We start from the raw sequence: 16,377 nt of genomic DNA on the forward strand, positions 1-16,377 counted from the left end.
CCAAGTCTTGGTTGGGTGTTTAGGCGTTGTTGGCCACGACGAGGTAGCCGGCCTCGGCCACGGCCTCGCCGATTTCCTCTTTCGAGAGCGTCAGCTGCGAGGTCACCATCGCCGTGGAGATGCCGCCGGCGTTCAAATCGACGCTGACATCCTCGACGCCCTTGAGGGATTTGAGCTCTTCCATGACGGAAGAGACACAATGCCCGCACGTCATGCCGGAAATGCTGATGGTTGTCTTCATGATCCTTGCTTCCTTCTCGAAGTTCGCTGCACGATTAGCGCAGCAGCCGACCAATGGCGTCGGCGGCTTCCTTGACCTTGGCGCAGACAATGCCAGTATCCCCGCTGGCTTCAGACTCGCGTGCCGCACCGATCACACAATGCTTGATGTGGTCCTCGACCAATCCCAGGCTGACTGCATGGAGGGCTTTGTTGACTGCAGCGACTTGGGTCAGGATGTCGATGCAGTATGTGTTCTCATCCACCATCCGCGCAATCCCCCGCACCTGCCCCTCGATGCGTTTGAGCCGGCGCAGGTATGCATTTTTGTCCGTGGTGTAGCCGTGGTCGATATGTTTGTCGACAATTTCGCTTGTCATCGTTCCTCCAATTGACCCTCAACACAAAGTATACCCCCATAGGGTATACTTTCGGGGAGTTCTTTCGTTTGGAACTGAGCTGGGGGCGGCCACGGACGAAGAGGCAGCGATCACTGATGCAGCGATCACCTCCATCCATATGTGCTGAACCGGCTAAGCCTCTACTGATTGCCGTCATGTACCGTTTCTCCGTCGGTGTATATCAAATCCGCTGCTGTCCTTGTTTCTCTTCGATTCGCCCCGAGCAAAGCGCTTTGCCAGCAAGTTTTTGGCAGCGTTCATTCCGGCCGGTCCGGGGTTCCACCGAGGGAACGTGCAAGCAGGAAAAATCCCGCTTCATAAAATATGTATCCGCAAACGCCGATGTCGCCGGGCCCGTGCATCACCGAGATTGCTCGTTTGCTGTCTCCGGCACGGGAGAAGGCACGCTCATTGCCGCGACCGTTTCCCTCCCCGTCGGGGCTGCCAGTGGGCGGGGTACTGCGGATTTTTTGCCCCTGTTCACATCCACCGCCGAAGCGCAGGACGCCACATGAGCCGGGCAGGCGTGATCGTCGCCGGAGTCCTGGAAGAAGTGCTGGCCCGAGCGGACGTCGTCGTCGATGCGACACCCAAGCATGTAGCGGGCGGCAATGTGCCCCGCTACCGGGCCACGGGTGTGAAAGCAGTCCTTCAGGGCAGTGAATCCCATGACACCATGGGTCAATCATTTGTCGCCCAAGCCAACGATGACAGCGCACTGGGCCGGGACATGCCACTGGTGGTGTCGTGCAATACGACGAGCATCGTCAGGATACACGGTACTCGGTGCGCTTCAGGACGCGGGCCTGGTGGCCAAGGCCCGCGGAGGCTATATCCGCCGTGCGACCGACCCTTGGGAATCCCATTTGGGCGAATCATGGACACGATGGTCCCGGAACCGAAAATTCCGTCCCACTAGGGCCCGGACACCCGGGCTGTCCTGCCCGATCTGCACGTCGTCACCATCGAGGCCAACGGCACCCACACCTAAAGCCATAACCATTACTGGACGGTCCAGCTCACCCGAGACGCCGGGATGAGGTCCTCGCTACCATTCGGGCCTCACCGCGGTCGCCTTCATCCCGATGGCTGACGGACTCGTCATCCAAAATGCGACGATCGTACTGTCGCAGGATCTGGGGAAGCCACGCGGGGACATGTGGGAGGGCGCCATTTGGGAGGACCTGATCACGATCGTCAAAGACGAGGCCTACCAGACCTATTAGGTCTCCAAATACTCCATCGTTGTGCCGGAAACCATTGATTCGATCCACGCCCTGACGGAGTCAGCCCCGATGGCAATAACGGACTCGACGCTGGGGATACGGCAGGACTTCCTGGCCGCCAGCGCACCCGGCAAGCCGAAGTGCCGGACATACCGATCATGAACCTCACGGGCACGATTCGCTCCCCAGATACACCTAGCGTCGTGATCTCGTTCTCGCGCCGTTGTGGGCTTCGTCGGGGGCATCGGGTGGGCATGCCGCGCACAGGTGACCTGGCGGGCCGGAACCCGGGATGCCCTGCTTGGTCAGTGCCACCCACATGCTCACCAGCACCAGGGCGACACCCAACCATGTCCACGCGGTAGGTCGTTCGCCCAGCACGACCACCCCGATCAGAAGGCCGAATACGGGGATCAAGAACATCCACACGGTCAGCGAGGCCAGCGGCGACCGTTGGGCCTCCACGAACCAGGCCAGCGTGGTCGCCGCGGTCGCCACCAGGCCCAGGAACCCGAGCACGATCATGAACCGAGGGGTCCAGTCGATGGCGGGGGGCCCTTCCACCACAAGTGCCGCCCCGGCCAGCACCAGTCCGCCGATCAGGAAGTGCGCTGCACTGAGCACCACGACGTCGATGCCGGCCATGCCCCGCACCATCAGCGTACCCGCGGTGACCGCGGCGGCCGCGATCAAGGACAGCAGCGCCCCCGAGCCGCCGCCGCCGGGCACCGAAACCACCAGAAGTCCGGTGAAGCCCACACCCAGTGCCACCCCGGTTCGTGCTGTGATTCGTTCCCCGAACAGCCACCACGCGGGCAACAGGATCAGCAGCGGCTGGGCATTGGCCAGCACCGCTGCGACCCCGGTGGCCAAACCGGCGACGCCGGCGAACATCGCGGCGAAGGCCAGGCTCACGTTGACCAGCCCGAGGATCGCAGTCCTTCCCCAGGCGCTGATCGAGGAGGGCAGGCGTCGCCGCTGCCAGACGGCGACGATAGCCAGCGCGGCGCCGCCGAGCAGCGCCCGCAGCGCGGCGAACCACAACAGCGGAGCGTCGCGCAACCCCCACTGGATACCGAGGAAACAGACACCCAGGGCCGCGGTGATCCACAGCATCCGCAGCGGCGAGGGTAGGCCGGTGGCGGTTCGGGCACGGCCCGCGTCAATCGGCGCCTTCACCGACCACTCCGATCCGGCAGGCGTCCGAGGCAGTGGCATTGTCCGACGGGCACCGCAATGATGCTCATGTCAGCGATGCTCGGCCACCGCGGATACTTCGGCCGAAGCGCCTCACCGCGGTTGCGTTCTCCCGACCCATTGTTGTTACCTCTCGAGAAATCGATTCCTGCGCAGCGCCGACGGCGCAAACAGTAGCAGATGCCAGTCTCAACGGTCGCAGAACGAAACCAGCCCGTAAAGGCCTAATCGGATATAGGCCGATGTTAGGGTGCCTGTGCACCTCATCGAGACGTTCCGGTATGGCTGATTGATAGGCTGACTGCGCCCCCAGCGCCGCGCGACGGGCGGCAATTCTTGCTCATCGATCCCGCCGAGCGCGAACTGATCGTCTAAGTAGATGCTCAGCGTCGTGGTGCGTGGCCGCAGCGGCTCCGCTCTTGGGCCTGCGGACGGGCGGAGCACCAGCACCAAGGGTAATGAGTCCGTCCCAGCACATGGTCATCATCAGTGCCAGCGCGATTCACCCGCCAACCCCCGCCCAAATGGGCGCCGTCCCACCCGTACATCATTAGTCCTACCTCTTATTGGAACGTTTTAGCGCCGCTTCGCGTTGTCGTAGGGACCTTCGTCCCTACGCATCCTCATGTTTTTCCGGGAGGCATACGGCACGATTCGAGTGGCGTCGCCAGGTTTCAAGCTCTACCCAGGAACCGCGTCAGCTGTCGCTGCCTATGCCATCGCGGCTGTAATCAGAGCAGCCGTGAAGCAGCCATGTTCAATCGTCTTCGTCGAGTTCACACGGCACGTTTTGACGGTATCCAGCGAGTTTCGGCGGGGCCGCAGCAAGCGGTTCGGCGGTGATACCCGTGACGTGGAGGAATCGCAGAAACGATGCCAACGCGTTCACCGATACTAGAACGTGCGGACTGTGCTGCGATATATCCGCTGACCTCGGCTGCTGACGGTTCCTCGAGCCAATGATCCAACTTCCTGCTGAAACTTTCGGCGACATGCAGGATGACCGGTATCGAGCTCTCGACAAGGCCACGCTCGGTGACCAGATAGCTGCGATACCGCTCCAAAACCAGGGAACACTGATTAACAGGTGCAGGGGCCTCAGGTACCACGCCGATCCCACGCAAATACGCAATCGGAAGCGCAAAGTTCGCCACCGCGATGAACGTCTTCCGCCCCTGGCCCCGTCGAGCCGCGACCAACCGTTCCACGCAGCCAGCACCCAGATCGCCGGCGGCCAGACACTGCCCACGCAACCACTGATCCAGTGCGACAAATTTTGCCGCAGCTCCAGCGTACCGAGACCGGAGCGTAGCCCCGGCCTTCCAGACTCTGCCGAAACCCCTCAACATACAACGAAAGCGGTCCCGTAACGCCCACCGACTGCCGCTGCTTCATCTTGGCTTCCTCTGAACGAAAATCCCGTAAAGAGCACGCATCAACCTACGGCGCAATTATGCCGAACAGTTCAAGCCACGGCAGCCCTCTGACGAGGGAAATCATCCCGGAACGGTTCCGCACTCGGCATAACCACGAGCATGGGATAATCGGAGTTATTCCGATATCGGAATAACAGCGAGGCGCTGTTCAAGACCCTAAAATACGAGCCGGAATTCCCCGCGCGCTTCGCCTCCGTCCACGATGCCTCAACCTTCATCAGCGGATTCGTGGACATGTACAACCATCACCACCAGCACTCCGAGATCGGCTTCCACACCCCTGCGAATGTCCACTGTGGCCACGCCACCGTCATGGCCAGGAACGCTCGGCAACGCTGGCTGCAGCCCGTGCCAGAAACCCTGAACGCTTCACCACCAACACCGGCCCGAAAATCCTCGCACTACCCGACGAAGCGTGGATTAACCGACCAAGGGAAACCACCACAACCGAAGCCGCCTAGCTCCCATTGGTATCGTTCAACTTTAAAACTTCCGACCCGCTCGGCGTGCGGAAGTGACTGTATTGTGTCTGGCCCTGGCGGCGGTCGTGGCGGGTCCGGGTTTTGCCCGCGAACCAGTCCGTGCGTGAGGTCATGACGAAAGTCTGGGCCGGATACCTCAGCGGGGGCTGCCGCCCCCGGATACTCCCAGCTGCCTGCCAATCATCGGCCTGCTCATTGGTGCATCCGCCGACATAGCCCAAGAAACGCTTCCTTCCGAAGATCTGCGACAGCAAGGTTTGGCGCTCCTACGAGCTGAGGTCCGGTCCGGCTTTTCGTCGACAACACTTGGCAGTACCGCGCACGGTTTCCCGTCCCTGGTGGCGGGCGGCTGCGAAGAACCTCACCGCGGAGGCAGCACCGGCAAGAAGTCTGGCCCTAGGAAGCTCCTTCCTTATTCCCCACCCTTCGGGCGCTCACCCTGCGGATGAAGGCGCAGCCGGTGCTGATTATCATGGCGATGAAGGCACACAGCCCGATCACGAACAGGCTCGAAGCGGAAGCCGGCTGCGGAAGAGCCTTGTTCACGGCATCGAGGATGGGTAACCAATAGGCAATGGTTGCCCCCACCCAGACGGCGCCAAAGGCCGCAGTGAGCCACATTAGCGGCTGTCGCCCGGCTATACCGCTGGTGGACAGGCCTGTGAGGACGATGACTAATCCGACCACGGCGAGGAGTTGCGCACCCGTCAGCAGTTGCGAGGCAACGACGCCTCCGAGGACGGCCAACACTCCTATCAGGATGGTCCGCCGGGCGGACAGGGGTAGGCGCTGGGGCGTTTTGCTTGCGGGTTGGTGTGATGCTTCGGTCAAGGGGGTTGCCTCCTGGCAATGGTCAAAAGTGGGTGGAAAATTCACTGGTGTCAGGTTCCGATGTCAACCAACCGGAATGGAAGGAACGTCTGCGGTCCCCACGCACCGGGCGACGGGAGGAGTACCCGAAATCGCCGCTGCAAGGGTGGCTGGCACTTCTCCGGCATGGGCATTGTCGATCCGCACGAGCACCTCACTGGCCGGCGTCCGCCCGTAGGTGGTCAGCGTTATGGTATCCGCGGTCTCATTCACGAGCCAGTCAATGCCGTTGACGGTGGCGCACGTTTGCGTTGTGGGGCCGGGTGCGCGGACGCCGCAACGAAGTACTATCCCGGATGGCGTCCCCCAGACGGCGGTGGACCTGCCGGAGGTTTCCTGGCGATTGAGCCCTGCGACGGTATTTGGTAGTTTGGCCAGCAGGTTGGCGCACTCAGGATTGGCTGCATCGGCTGCGGCTTTGATTTCGACGGCCGGGGCTCGGGAGGTAAAAGTGAGGGTTAGAAGTGCCAAAGCTACAGTGATGCGCTTGATGGCCGCCTTTCGGCGCTTCTGCGGGCGTCGGGGTCCCGCTCTTATGTTACGCTCAGCAAAGCGCATGGTCAGCGGACTCCGGCGTAGGAGTGAAGCCCGGCGAAGTAGACGTTGACGATGCTGAAATTGAAGACCACGCAGAGGTAGCCGACAATGGACAGCCAGGCCGCCCGGGTCCCGGTCCAGCCCCTGGTGGCGCGGGCGTGCAGGTATCCGGCATAAACCACCCAGATCACGAAGGTCCAGACTTCCTTGGTGTCCCAGCCCCAGAAACGGCCCCAGGCCGCTTCCGCCCAGATTGAACCGAACATCAGCGTCAGGGTCCAGCCCACAAAGGCGACGGCGTTGATCCGGTACGCCATATTCTCCAGGCTCAGTGCCGACGGGACCAGGCGCATGAATGCCAGCTTGTCTGCCGTGCCGCTGGTCAGGGCGACCTCACGGCGGGACTGCATTAGTTGCAGGACGGACATAGCGAATGTCAGGGTGAACAGTGCCGAGGACATCACCGCGATGGAGACGTGGATGATCAGCCAGTAGCTTTGCAAGGCCGGCACCAAGTGACCGGCGGGTGTCCAGAAAGCGACGGAGGCGGCAGTCATCATTACCAGCACCAGGCCGATGACGAAGGTGCCCAGGAAGCGCAGGTCCCGTCGGGTGAGGACGATCAGGAACACCGCCGCTACTACGAAGCCGCCGGTCGTGCAGAACTCGTACATGTTCCCCCATGGCACCCGCCCCGCGGCAAGGCCGCGGGTCAGTACGCCTGCGCCGTGAATAACGGCCGCTACCAGCGTCAGTGCGACGGCAACCCTCGCAGTGCCACGGCGCGCGGACCCGTAACGCATCGAATCATCGGCGGTGACTGCGGCGCCGCCAGCACCAGCGGCGGGGACCGCAGCATGAAACGTGGGCCGTTGAACGCGACCCTCCGGGCCACCCAAGGTAGTGTCCTGGTAGCCATCCTCTTCTCCGCTCTCCGAGCCGGTCCCGGACATCGCACGCACGCGCGTCTTTGACGCCGCCGCCGCGGCCTGCTGGCTCTGCGCGAGCACAGCATTCGTCGTCTTGCTGTTCTGCACCAGGTCCCAGGCGAAAGCGACGAATGCGATCGCGTAGGCAATGGCTGCCAGCAGCATGAATCGCTCGCTGTACAGGGCGAATGTCTCATTAATTTGTGGCATTACCAGTCCTTGCTCATTGTTGGAAATGTTTTTGTTTCGCCGATCGGGGCGCCGGCTCGCGCTGTCGGCGCCTTGGTGTCGATGGTCCTGACTTCTTCATCCGGTACTTTCCACTCCTGCTGCAGCAGTCTCCGGATTGCTGCAGCTTCCGCGGGGAGCCGGTGGTTCTCTCCGCGGGCAAGGAGTCCGTATTCGATTAGGGTCCGCCCGTCCGGGTGGGTTCCGGTTCTGACCCAGACGCGGTGCCGGCCTACGAAGAGGGAACAGATCAGACCGGCGATCGCGGCGAGGGCAAAGACCAGTACTCCTCCCTGGCCGGGATCGTGGCGAATATCGATTCCGACGTACCGTTTGATTCCGTCGAAGCTGATGGAGCCCTTGCCTTCGGGTAGCGTGTAGCTTTGTCCCGGGGACAGGACGATACCGCCGGCTTTGAGGTCACGGCCGTTGAGCTGTGTCAGGTTTTTAGTGTCCAGCGTGTACACATTGCGCGGCTGCCCGGTGTTCAGGCCCAGGTCACCGTAGAAGGAGTTTAGGTTGAGCTGGGGGTTGAAGGGATCGGGGTCACTGGCGTAGGAGATCCCCTTGTCATTTACCAGGGCTGTGGGGAGGAAGAATCCGACAAATCCGAGCTGTGACGGTGCAGCGTCCGGTGCCTTAATGACCAGCAGGGAAGTGTAAGCCCCGTCGCTCGGAATGGAAATGACAGGCCCGCTGAAGGCAGTTTTCCCGGTTCCGTCCTTGACCGTGACGACCGGAGCGTACCCATTGCCGACGAGGTAGAAACTGGCTCCGCCGACGCTAATGGGATCGTTGACCTTTAACGTCTGTTTCACTGGTGCCGCGCCCGGTTTGTCCTTGACCGTCATGGCTGCTGTGAAATCGATGGGCTGGCCGTAGTGGGCTTTAGATGAGCGGTCAAAGGTAACCTGGAATCTGTCCAAGGTGATGGCGAAGGGGTCAAGCTTGGACGGGTTGAAGTTGGCTCCGGGAGAAAAGGAATCGTAGCCCACCAGTGTGTTGACGAAGGTATCCCCCTCGACAAGAATCTTTTGTCCGCGGTACCCGAAAAGACCGCCGATGGCAACGCACACCAGGACACCAATGAGAGAGACGTGGAACGCGAGGTTTCCGATCTCCTTAATCAGGCCGCGCTCGGCGGAGACGGATGGCCGGGCCCCTGCCGCGTCGTAGAGATGTATCCGGTAGCGGCGGCGTCTGAGCAGTCGTACCGCATCCCTGACGGCCTGGTCGGCGCTGATGCCGAGTTCTTCCGGCAATGCCAGGGTGCCGTACTCGGGCATCCTGGACAGTCGCCCCGGAGTGCGGGGTGGGGCCGAGCGCATCGTCTTCCAGTGGGCGCGGGTCCGGGGAACCACACAGCCGATCAGCGAGATAAACAGGAGCAGATAGATGGCCGAGAACCAGATGGAGGAATACACGTTGAAAAATTGCAACCTGTCCAGCCACGGTCCGTAGCCCGGATGGTCTTTGAGGTATTGAGTGACAACCGAAGGGTTGACTGGCCGCTGGGGAAACAACGATCCCGGAACGGCCGCAATTGCCAGCAACAGCAGGAGAAACAGGGCATTGCGCATACTCGTTAGCTGCCGCCATACCCAGCGCAGCGTTCCCGGCACCCCCAGCCGCGGCAGGACGGGATCGATGGGCGTATCTTTCATTGCTGCTGCAGCGGCCTCGTTCATTGTTCGCACGGTTTATTTCCCCGCCAGTGCGTCGGTGATCAATGCTTTGAGGGTGCTCTGGTCGGCGAGACCGAGGATGCGGGAAGCCACCTTGCCGGCCTTGTCGATGACGAGGGTGGTGGGGACCGCCTGCGGCGGAACATACTGCGTCATCGCCAGCAGCACACCTCCATCAGTGTCCTGCATGCTGGGGTAGGTGATGCCAAAGGTCCGCTCAAACGCGGCGGCTTCGGGTTCTCTGTCCCGGATGTTGACTCCGTAGAAGAGCACGCCTTCGGGCGTAAATTCCTTGTACAGCGTCTCCAGCCGGGGCGCTTCCAGCCGGCACGGGGAACAGGCCGCATACCAAAAGTTCAGGACCGCTACCCTGCCCGCCCAGGCCTTCGAATCGACGGCCGTCCCATCGAAGAGCCTTCCAGCGATGACCACAGGGGCTTTCCGCTCGGTCTGCGCATACTCCGTCACGGACCCGTCCCCGGCGATGTAGTTCTTGTTATCTCCTGCGTTGGCCTGTTGCGCCAACGAGTCATTCGCCGAGCACGCCGACAGGACGGCCGCGCCCATACCTCCGAGGAAAGAGGCTTGAAGAAAACTGCGCCGTGAAGGGCTGATCCGGGCTGACACGTCTGTTGATTCTGACGCGGGACGGCTGGTTGTACGAGACATTGGAATCCTTTATAACGAAATTGTAACTTCGAGTCTTGTCGGCTAAAGTTGCGTCCATGCATACCCCTAACCGGTATGCTCGTGGTCCGCTTCGCCAAACCCCGTCGGCGGCCCCCGGCCGTCCGATCTCAAGACGGGGGTGGAGGAACCACCACCGGTGCACCTGTGCACCTTGGGGTGAAGCTCTCCCATCGAATCAACGCCCTCACGGTGGGATTCCAGGAGTGCCGGGCAGACCCCTCGCCCGAATCCGACAGCTAACTTCGCCGGCGTCGAGAGGAATACCATTTTGCCTGCCAACCGCCAGCACGGCCGCCGTCGCGCCGTCTCATCCAAGCCCGCATTTGTTTCCCGAGGGCGATACAGCCCTGATGCCGCCGGCCGGGCGAAAGGCAACCGAGGCCAGCAGCTCGGTGCCGCGGCTGTTGTTGCCGGGCTCATCGCACTGACTGCCCTGCCGGCGGCCCATGCAGCGGAACATTTGTCACCTTCGGCTCCTGCCGGTCCTGCCCAGGCCGCGGCACCTGCCCTCTCACAGTCGGTCACGGCAGCCGCTGACGCTTCGCTTTCCTTCGTTAGGCCGGGAGTCACTAGCGAGCCCGCGCAGGAATCGCATCCTGTGCCGGAGCTGCGCCCCGCGGGAACAACCCAAACTCCCGGGCACGACGTATCTCCGCAAGCAGTGCCCGCACCGGCGGCACCGGCACCAGCTTCCAACGGCCTGCAGCCCCCGCTGACTGCCTTGACCGTGACGTCGCCGTTCGGGTATCGGGTAAATCCTTTGACCGGAGCCGCGGGAGAATTGCACAATGGAATCGACTTCGCTGGAGCCTGCGGCACGGCCGTGTTTTCCGCCGGACCCGGAGTCGTTGTCGAAGCCGGATGGAGCCAGTACGGCGGCGGAAACCGCATCGTCGTCGACCACGGCGGTGGCATCAAGACCACGTACAACCACTTGGCTGGCATTGTCGTTCGGATGGGGGAACAGGTCGGACAAGGCGCACAGATCGGCGGCGTGGGAACTACCGGTAATTCCACCGGCTGCCATCTCCATTTCGAGGTCATGGTCAACGAACAGACAGTCAATCCGGCTCCTTTCATCTGATACACCACGTGTCATCCAACAACATGCCGTTAACAGTGGCGGCCTGAACCACTCCAGCGTGGCCTTAACCACTGGCTCATATTCCCGGTGGTTAAGGGCCGAGTTGGTCTCCGTGTTCTCGTTGGTTGGCCAAATGGGCCCGGCTAAGTTCCTCGAGCTGGTCATCGGTGAGTTCGTCGAAGGTCTTGGCCTCGCGCTTATCGCTTCGCGAGAAACGGACAAACATGAGGATGATGAGCGGCAGGTCCACGATTTCGGCCAAAAACCAGAGCAGGTCCCCGGCCAACTGCTGGTCCCGCAAGGGGTTCGGCAGCCAACCCGGGTGGTTGAGAAGAGGCACGGCGGCGCCGTCCAGGATCTGCGGACTCATCCGCATCATGATGCCGGGGATTGCGTCCGCGACGAGTTCGATAAACACGTAGATGAACTCAACCACGATCAGCGCACTGACCGCCCCGGCAGCGCCTTCCTCGATGATTGGCACCGTCATTAACAGCCCCATGAGCGGTACCACCAGAGTCAAGACCGCATCCGCTCCGGGGCTCGTGCGCAAGGGATAAAACAGCGGCGTCAAGAACACGGTAAACATCGTTAGCCCCAGCAGCGCCGCGACGATCGTATTACTGAGCAACCGCATCAGCCGGTAACCCAGAAAGGCTTCAAGCCTGGCCGACCCAACCGGACCCAGTGTCAGCCGGGTCAACGTGAGCGGCTTGCCGAGGCCGGCAAGTAGCGGTACGACAAACAGGTAGCAAGTGATCTTCAGGGTGAAGGCCCAGCGAAGGTCATGACTGTAGACGCCGGGAAACCCGAAGCTCAAGGCCGCAAAGCTGCCTAGTCCCAGAACGTAGAAGGACACAGCTCTCCACAGCGGCCAGTGGATGCCGCGCTGGCGGGCCGAGGACAGGCCCCGTGCATAGAGGGCTGCGGCGGGGACCATGACCACCAACGCGGCCCAGTTCAAGGACCACGACGTAATCACAGTCTCCCAGGGAGGCATATCAGCGCTTCTTTGCCGCAGTCTGTCCGGCCATGACCGCCCCGGCGAGAACCAGCAGGCCGCCGGTCGGATACCCAATCAGGAGATCCTGGATCACCGGAGGTCCACCGACGATGCTCATGTGCGCAATCAAATGAGCGAGCGCGACCAGGGCGCCGACCAGCATGATCGCCTGGCCGCTTCGTACCAGGCGCCGGTGATTGCGGTATCTTTTCGCGGCGTCGTCCTTGGGGAGGTCCTTCTTCATCATGTTTCCTTCGATTGGGCTGAAATACTTGCACGGCAGTTATCCATCGACGCCTCCGGAGCATGCTGCCCCTGGTTCGGGCGTTTGCGGACCTTGAACAAAAGCCTTAAGGAATGCCGGAATACGAGCATCCCCTGCCTCCTGCAAGGCCAATTGATTGCCCCAGGCGGTCACTGTGACGGGCTCGGGCTGGTTGGGGTTGGGGCTCAGTAGGATGTAGGGCTTGTCTTTGGCGAGTGACGTCAGTGTGGCGACGTCGGCTTGCGGGAGACCGGGCTGGTAGCTGATCCATACGGCGCCGTGTTCGAGGGAGTGCACCGCCTGTTGTTCCTTCACGGGCTGGGTGTAGACAGCACAGTTCGTCCAAATCTGGGCGTGATCGCCGCCGACTCCGGGTTGCTGCGGGTAGGCCACCGCTGCCGAGACGTGGTTCCGCGTGAGATCGCTGTAGGTCTTGACGTCAGCAATCGGTTGTTTCGCCGCATCGGCGGCAGCATTGTTCTGCGTTATGGAGCCGGTGACAACGTAGGCCAGTACGGTGATGATGGCGACGGCGAGCAGACCGAAACCTCCGTAGATCAGGAGGTTCCGTTTACGTTGTTTGGCCCGGTGCTGGGCGTAGACGGATTCGACGATTGCCTGGCGTTCTGTTTGGCGCTTTTCCGCGTTGTTCACTGAGTACTTCCATTCCCTGATGTAACGGTGTCCGCGATCGGTTCATTGTCCGGGCTGTCCGGCTGGGCTGCGGAGCGGTCTCTTGGACGCAACGCCAGGAAGCCGGTGAGACAGGTGAGCAGGAGCAAAGCGGAAACCCAGGTGTTGACGCGCAGCCCGAGGATGGTGTTGGCGTAGTCGGAGCGCAGTAGCTCGAAGATGAACCGACCGGAGGTGTAGAAGACCACGTAGAGAGCAAATACTGATCCCGCGCCAAGCCGGTATCTCCTATCCAGGAACATCAGCAATGACGCGGCCGCCAGGCACCACAGCGACTCATACAAGAACGTGGGCTGGAAGTAGCCAAGCACCACGGGTGCCCCGGCCGCGTCCGTGACCGCATGGCCGGTGGCAAAATCCATCTGATGGATCTGCAATTTCCAGGGCAGCGCCGTTGCGTCGCCGTAAAGTTCGTTGTTGAACCAGTTGCCCCACCTGCCCAGCCCTTGAGCGATCAGTATGCCAGGTGCGGCCGAGTCAATCAGGGCGGTAAAGGGCACGTTGTGCCGGCGGCAGCCAAGATAGGCTCCGAGCAGTCCCAGGGCCACGGCTCCCCAGATACCCAGGCCGCCGTCCCAGATTTTGAACGCATCCCACGGATTCTTTCCGGGAACGAAGTAGAGTTCCGGGTCCGTGATGACGTGATAAATCCGGCCGCCCACGATGCCGAACGGAACAGCCCAGATGGCGATGTCCCAGACCACGCCGGCGCGGGCGCCCCGGGACGTGAGGCGACGGTCGGTGAGCCAGACCGCGAAGACGATCCCTGCCAGGATGCACAGAGCATAGAACCGGATCGTCAGGGGGCCAAGCTGGAAGGCATCGATGATGGGTGAGGGGAAAAACAGCTCAGAAGCTGCCGCTGGGTTCATGATCGGCCTGTCTTAGGTGGTGTAGGAGAAGACGCCCATCATGCCGCGTTCGGCATGGAAGGCGTTGTGGCAGTGGGTGAGCCATTGGCCCGGGTTGTCCGCGTCGAACTGGACGGTGACGGTCTGCTTCGGCCTGACAATGACGGTGTCTTTGCGGGCACCGTCATCGCCCACCTGGAATGTGTGGCCGTGGAGGTGCATCGGATGCCACATCATCGTGTCGTTGATGAACTTCACCTGGACGCGCTCACCGATTTTCAGGTCAAAGGTGTTCTCTAACGGCTTTGCCATATCGAAGCGCTTGCCGTTGATTCCCCAGTCGTACTTGTCCATCCCGCCGGTCAGGTGCAGTTCGTGGACTCTGTCCGGCGCCTTCATTGGCAGGGTCACGGATGGGTCGGCCTTGAGCTGACCACCGTCGAGGACGACGCCGTCGAGTTGAGCGGGCAGGTCCGCTGCCGCGGGCGGCGTCCCGATGCCGGTGGCGACGAGTCCGTATGTCAGCTGGCCCTTGCCCTCGGCCAGCGCGAGGACAGGAGTTATTCCGTCCCGGACCGTCAGGAGCGCGTCGATCCGCTCCCCCATGCCCAGCACGACGGCGTCCACGTCCCGGTGCTCGACGGGGAACCCGTCGGTGTGCGTAAGGGTGAGTTTCTGCCCCGGGATACCGACGCGGTAGGCCGTATCCCCGGCGGCGTTGATGATGCGCAGCCGGATGACCTCGCCGGGCTTAGCTGTCAGCGTTTCCGGCTGGGACGGCGGCCTGCCGTTGAAGAGGTGAAAAGGAAACTTCACGTCTCCGGCGTCCCCTCCCAGGAAGTCGCTGCGGGCCCCCATCAGCATGTGCCCCATATCCATCCCACCCTGCCCCATGCCCCCGGACATCCCGGACATACTCATGCCCTTGGACAGCTCCTGCAGCACCTCATCGGGCGTGCCTGTGACGCCGTCGAGCCAGTCATCAAGGACAATGACCCAGTCCCTGCTGTACTGCAGTGGCTCCTTGGGGTCTTCGATGATCAGGGCGCCGTAGAGCGCCCGGGCCCGCTGCATTTCCACATGCGAGTGGTACCAGTAGGTTCCCGGATGGGGCAGCTTGAACCTGTAGGTGAAGTCGGCCCCCGCAGCGACGGGCTGCTGCGTGACGTTCTGGACGCCGTCGTCGTTGTTCCGCAGCGCCACACCGTGCCAGTGCACCGTCGTTCCGTCCGTGAGCCCGTTGGTGACTTTTGCTTCCAGCAGGTCTCCGACGCTCGCACGGATCAGTGGTGCGACGAGGGCTCCGTTATAGCCCCAGGTGGTGATCTCTTTGCTGTCAAGACTGGTCTTGAGCGCCGCAGGTGTCAGTTGTGAGTTGACGGTCTTACCTGTAAAGGTGCGGCGCGACTCATACTCGGCAATCAAGGGACTGTCGGGCATGATGCGTTGCGCCGCCGCGCCGGTGGACTGGGTGGGAGCGGGGTTGCTGGTGCAGGCGGCAAGCGCTGCAGCCGCGGTGGCGGCGACGGAGAGTCCAATGAATGTGCGGCGGTTGACCTCAGTGGTCATGGTAACCATTCCTTACTGATAATGATGAGTTGGGAATTTCAGACCGGAGTGAGGAAGGTTCCGGAGAGGCCCTGTAATTGGTAGATCCACTGCATCCAGAGACCGCTCACCATGAGCAGGCCGAGGGCAATGAGCATGGACGCACCGGCGATATTGACTGCGCGAATGTGCCTGCGGACATAGCCGAGGATTCGCGAGACCCAGCCGAGCCCCATCGCGACAAGGGCAAATGGAATCCCCAGTCCCAGGCAATAAACGAAGGCCAGCAGCGCGCCGCGCCAGGCGTTGCCGGAGGTCACGCTGAGAGTCAGGACAGCGCTGAGGGTAGGACCCATGCACGGCGTCCAGCCAAGACCGAAAACAATGCCAAGAACCGGCGCCCCAGCCAAGCCTGTGCGGCGGCCAAGTGCAGGTTTGCGGGTCTGCTGGAGCCAGGAGAATTTACCCAGCAGCACCAGACCCATGACGATCACCACGATGCCCAGGACCCGGATGAGCGGGTCCTGCCACCGAGTGAGCCATGACCCGACGGCACCGAAGGCCGCGCCGTAGAGCGTGAAGACCGCCCCGAAGCCCAATACGAACAGGCCAACTCCGGCGAGGACGCGGCGCCTGTTCTTAGGCTGGCCCGGATCCGTGAGCCCGGAAACGTAACCGAGATAGCCCGGGACCAGAGGCAGAATACACGGCGACATAAAAGACACGATGCCGGCGATCAGTGCCAATGGCATCGCGATCAGCAGCGCTCCGGAGCTGACCGTCGTGGCGAAAAATTCTCCGATGTTCATTGAGCTACCCGGATACCGCTGGGCTGAAAGTCGTTCCGCCATCCATGGAGACCTGAACGCCGGTACTCGTTGCTGCCCAGATCTGCGGCTTCCCCGCTTCTCCCTCAATTGCTGCGATCGCCTGCACCTGGTCGCTGATCTGGCCGGTTTGCACCCAGCTCAGTCCCGCGTCGCCGGAAAGGTAGACCCTGCCGTCCGGCGTGACTCCGACGGCCGCCGTCGTT

18 protein-coding genes, 1 pseudogene and 1 riboswitch are annotated in these 16,377 nt (G+C 62.0%); of the genes and pseudogenes, 4 read left to right on the forward strand and 15 right to left on the reverse strand.

Features of this window, described 5'->3' with window-relative positions; all coding sequences use genetic code 11:
• Positions 1-19: 19 nt before the first annotated feature.
• Complete coding sequence (locus tag OS914_RS15200) at positions 20-241, reverse strand: heavy-metal-associated domain-containing protein (RefSeq protein WP_267546909.1); 222 nt, start codon at positions 239-241, stop codon at positions 20-22.
• A gap of 34 nt (positions 242-275) precedes the next feature.
• On the reverse strand, positions 276-599 hold the full coding sequence (locus OS914_RS15205) for a metal-sensitive transcriptional regulator (RefSeq protein WP_267546910.1): 324 nt from the start codon (positions 597-599) through the stop codon (positions 276-278).
• A gap of 532 nt (positions 600-1,131) precedes the next feature.
• Between OS914_RS15205 and OS914_RS15210 the strand changes: the two genes are divergently transcribed.
• Positions 1,132-1,539, forward strand: coding sequence for a hypothetical protein (locus tag OS914_RS15210; RefSeq protein ID WP_267546911.1), 408 nt, complete (start codon positions 1,132-1,134; stop codon positions 1,537-1,539).
• A gap of 166 nt (positions 1,540-1,705) precedes the next feature.
• Entirely contained in the window at positions 1,706-1,846 is a 141-nt protein-coding gene (locus OS914_RS15215) for a hypothetical protein (protein WP_267546912.1), read from the forward strand.
• Positions 1,847-2,041: 195 nt separating this feature from the next.
• Here the strand turns inward: OS914_RS15215 and OS914_RS15220 are convergent, their stop codons facing one another.
• Positions 2,042-3,025, reverse strand: coding sequence for a DMT family transporter (locus OS914_RS15220; protein ID WP_267546913.1), 984 nt, complete (start codon positions 3,023-3,025; stop codon positions 2,042-2,044).
• 1,589 nt (positions 3,026-4,614) lie between these two features.
• Between OS914_RS15220 and OS914_RS15225 the strand changes: the two are divergent.
• A pseudogene (locus OS914_RS15225) lies at positions 4,615-4,940 on the forward strand (integrase core domain-containing protein); the annotation flags it as partial.
• A gap of 417 nt (positions 4,941-5,357) precedes the next feature.
• Here OS914_RS15225 and OS914_RS15230 read toward each other — a convergent pair.
• From OS914_RS15230 to OS914_RS15250, 5 genes are all read right to left on the reverse strand, one after another.
• Complete coding sequence (locus OS914_RS15230) at positions 5,358-5,792, reverse strand: hypothetical protein (RefSeq protein ID WP_267546914.1); 435 nt, start codon at positions 5,790-5,792, stop codon at positions 5,358-5,360.
• A 63-nt stretch (positions 5,793-5,855) separates the two neighbouring features.
• Positions 5,856-6,302: a DUF3515 family protein gene (locus OS914_RS15235; RefSeq protein WP_267546915.1), complete on the reverse strand. Its 447-nt coding sequence runs from the start codon at positions 6,300-6,302 to the stop codon at positions 5,856-5,858.
• Between the two features lie 89 nt (positions 6,303-6,391).
• Entirely contained in the window at positions 6,392-7,507 is a 1,116-nt protein-coding gene (ccsB, locus tag OS914_RS15240; protein WP_267546916.1) for a c-type cytochrome biogenesis protein CcsB, read from the reverse strand.
• A complete protein-coding gene (gene resB / locus OS914_RS15245; protein WP_420713974.1) occupies positions 7,507-9,213 on the reverse strand; it encodes a cytochrome c biogenesis protein ResB in 1,707 nt (568 codons plus the stop codon). Before resB ends, ccsB begins: the two co-directional genes overlap by 1 nt.
• A 12-nt stretch (positions 9,214-9,225) precedes the next feature.
• Positions 9,226-9,879 carry a TlpA family protein disulfide reductase gene (locus tag OS914_RS15250; RefSeq protein ID WP_420713972.1) on the reverse strand — a complete coding sequence of 218 codons (654 nt, stop codon included), beginning with the start codon at positions 9,877-9,879 and terminating at the stop codon, positions 9,226-9,228.
• A gap of 112 nt (positions 9,880-9,991) precedes the next feature.
• Positions 9,992-10,163, forward strand: a riboswitch (cyclic di-AMP (ydaO/yuaA leader).
• A 5-nt stretch (positions 10,164-10,168) separates the two neighbouring features.
• Here OS914_RS15250 and OS914_RS15255 point away from each other — a divergent pair.
• Positions 10,169-10,984: a M23 family metallopeptidase gene (locus OS914_RS15255; RefSeq protein WP_267546917.1), complete on the forward strand. Its 816-nt coding sequence runs from the start codon at positions 10,169-10,171 to the stop codon at positions 10,982-10,984.
• 91 nt (positions 10,985-11,075) lie between these two features.
• Here the strand turns inward: OS914_RS15255 and OS914_RS15260 are convergent, their stop codons facing one another.
• The 7 genes from OS914_RS15260 to OS914_RS15290 all read right to left on the reverse strand — a co-directional run.
• Entirely contained in the window at positions 11,076-11,984 is a 909-nt protein-coding gene (locus tag OS914_RS15260; RefSeq protein ID WP_267546918.1) for a cytochrome c oxidase assembly protein, read from the reverse strand.
• A gap of 1 nt (position 11,985) precedes the next feature.
• Positions 11,986-12,234, reverse strand: coding sequence for a hypothetical protein (locus OS914_RS15265; RefSeq protein ID WP_267546919.1), 249 nt, complete (start codon positions 12,232-12,234; stop codon positions 11,986-11,988).
• A gap of 36 nt (positions 12,235-12,270) precedes the next feature.
• Positions 12,271-12,906, reverse strand: a complete 636-nt coding sequence (locus tag OS914_RS15270; protein ID WP_267546920.1) for a DUF3105 domain-containing protein — start codon at positions 12,904-12,906, stop codon at positions 12,271-12,273.
• Positions 12,903-13,817, reverse strand: coding sequence for a prolipoprotein diacylglyceryl transferase (gene lgt / locus OS914_RS15275; protein ID WP_267546921.1), 915 nt, complete (start codon positions 13,815-13,817; stop codon positions 12,903-12,905). The genes OS914_RS15270 and lgt overlap by 4 nt, the downstream gene beginning before the upstream one ends.
• A 12-nt stretch (positions 13,818-13,829) precedes the next feature.
• On the reverse strand, positions 13,830-15,365 hold the full coding sequence (locus tag OS914_RS15280) for a multicopper oxidase family protein (protein ID WP_267546922.1): 1,536 nt from the start codon (positions 15,363-15,365) through the stop codon (positions 13,830-13,832).
• A gap of 38 nt (positions 15,366-15,403) precedes the next feature.
• Entirely contained in the window at positions 15,404-16,153 is a 750-nt protein-coding gene (locus OS914_RS15285; protein WP_267546923.1) for a cytochrome c biogenesis CcdA family protein, read from the reverse strand.
• 4 nt (positions 16,154-16,157) lie between these two features.
• A partial coding sequence (locus tag OS914_RS15290; protein ID WP_476375315.1) for a beta propeller repeat protein occupies positions 16,158-16,377 on the reverse strand: 220 nt, incomplete at its 5' end.

The sequence above is a fragment of the Arthrobacter endolithicus genome (genome assembly GCF_026627425.1).
Classification (GTDB): domain Bacteria; phylum Actinomycetota; class Actinomycetes; order Actinomycetales; family Micrococcaceae; genus Arthrobacter_M.

Excerpts from the sequence above, each read along its gene's own strand:
- lgt (WP_267546921.1), bottom strand. The coding sequence starts at position 13,817 with ATGAACCCAGCGGCAGCTTCTGAGCTGTTTTTCCCCTCACCCATCATC.
- OS914_RS15200 (WP_267546909.1), bottom strand. The coding sequence starts at position 241 with ATGAAGACAACCATCAGCATTTCCGGCATGACGTGCGGGCATTGTGTC.
- OS914_RS15260 (WP_267546918.1), bottom strand. The coding sequence starts at position 11,984 with ATGCCTCCCTGGGAGACTGTGATTACGTCGTGGTCCTTGAACTGGGCC.
- ccsB (WP_267546916.1), bottom strand. The coding sequence starts at position 7,507 with ATGCCACAAATTAATGAGACATTCGCCCTGTACAGCGAGCGATTCATG.
- OS914_RS15210 (WP_267546911.1), top strand. The coding sequence starts at position 1,132 with ATGAGCCGGGCAGGCGTGATCGTCGCCGGAGTCCTGGAAGAAGTGCTG.
- OS914_RS15280 (WP_267546922.1), bottom strand. The coding sequence starts at position 15,365 with ATGACCACTGAGGTCAACCGCCGCACATTCATTGGACTCTCCGTCGCC.
- OS914_RS15265 (WP_267546919.1), bottom strand. The coding sequence starts at position 12,234 with ATGATGAAGAAGGACCTCCCCAAGGACGACGCCGCGAAAAGATACCGC.
- OS914_RS15215 (WP_267546912.1), top strand. The coding sequence starts at position 1,706 with ATGGCTGACGGACTCGTCATCCAAAATGCGACGATCGTACTGTCGCAG.
- OS914_RS15205 (WP_267546910.1), bottom strand. The coding sequence starts at position 599 with ATGACAAGCGAAATTGTCGACAAACATATCGACCACGGCTACACCACG.
- OS914_RS15250 (WP_420713972.1), bottom strand. The coding sequence starts at position 9,879 with ATGTCTCGTACAACCAGCCGTCCCGCGTCAGAATCAACAGACGTGTCA.
- resB (WP_420713974.1), bottom strand. The coding sequence starts at position 9,213 with ATGAACGAGGCCGCTGCAGCAGCAATGAAAGATACGCCCATCGATCCC.
- OS914_RS15285 (WP_267546923.1), bottom strand. The coding sequence starts at position 16,153 with ATGAACATCGGAGAATTTTTCGCCACGACGGTCAGCTCCGGAGCGCTG.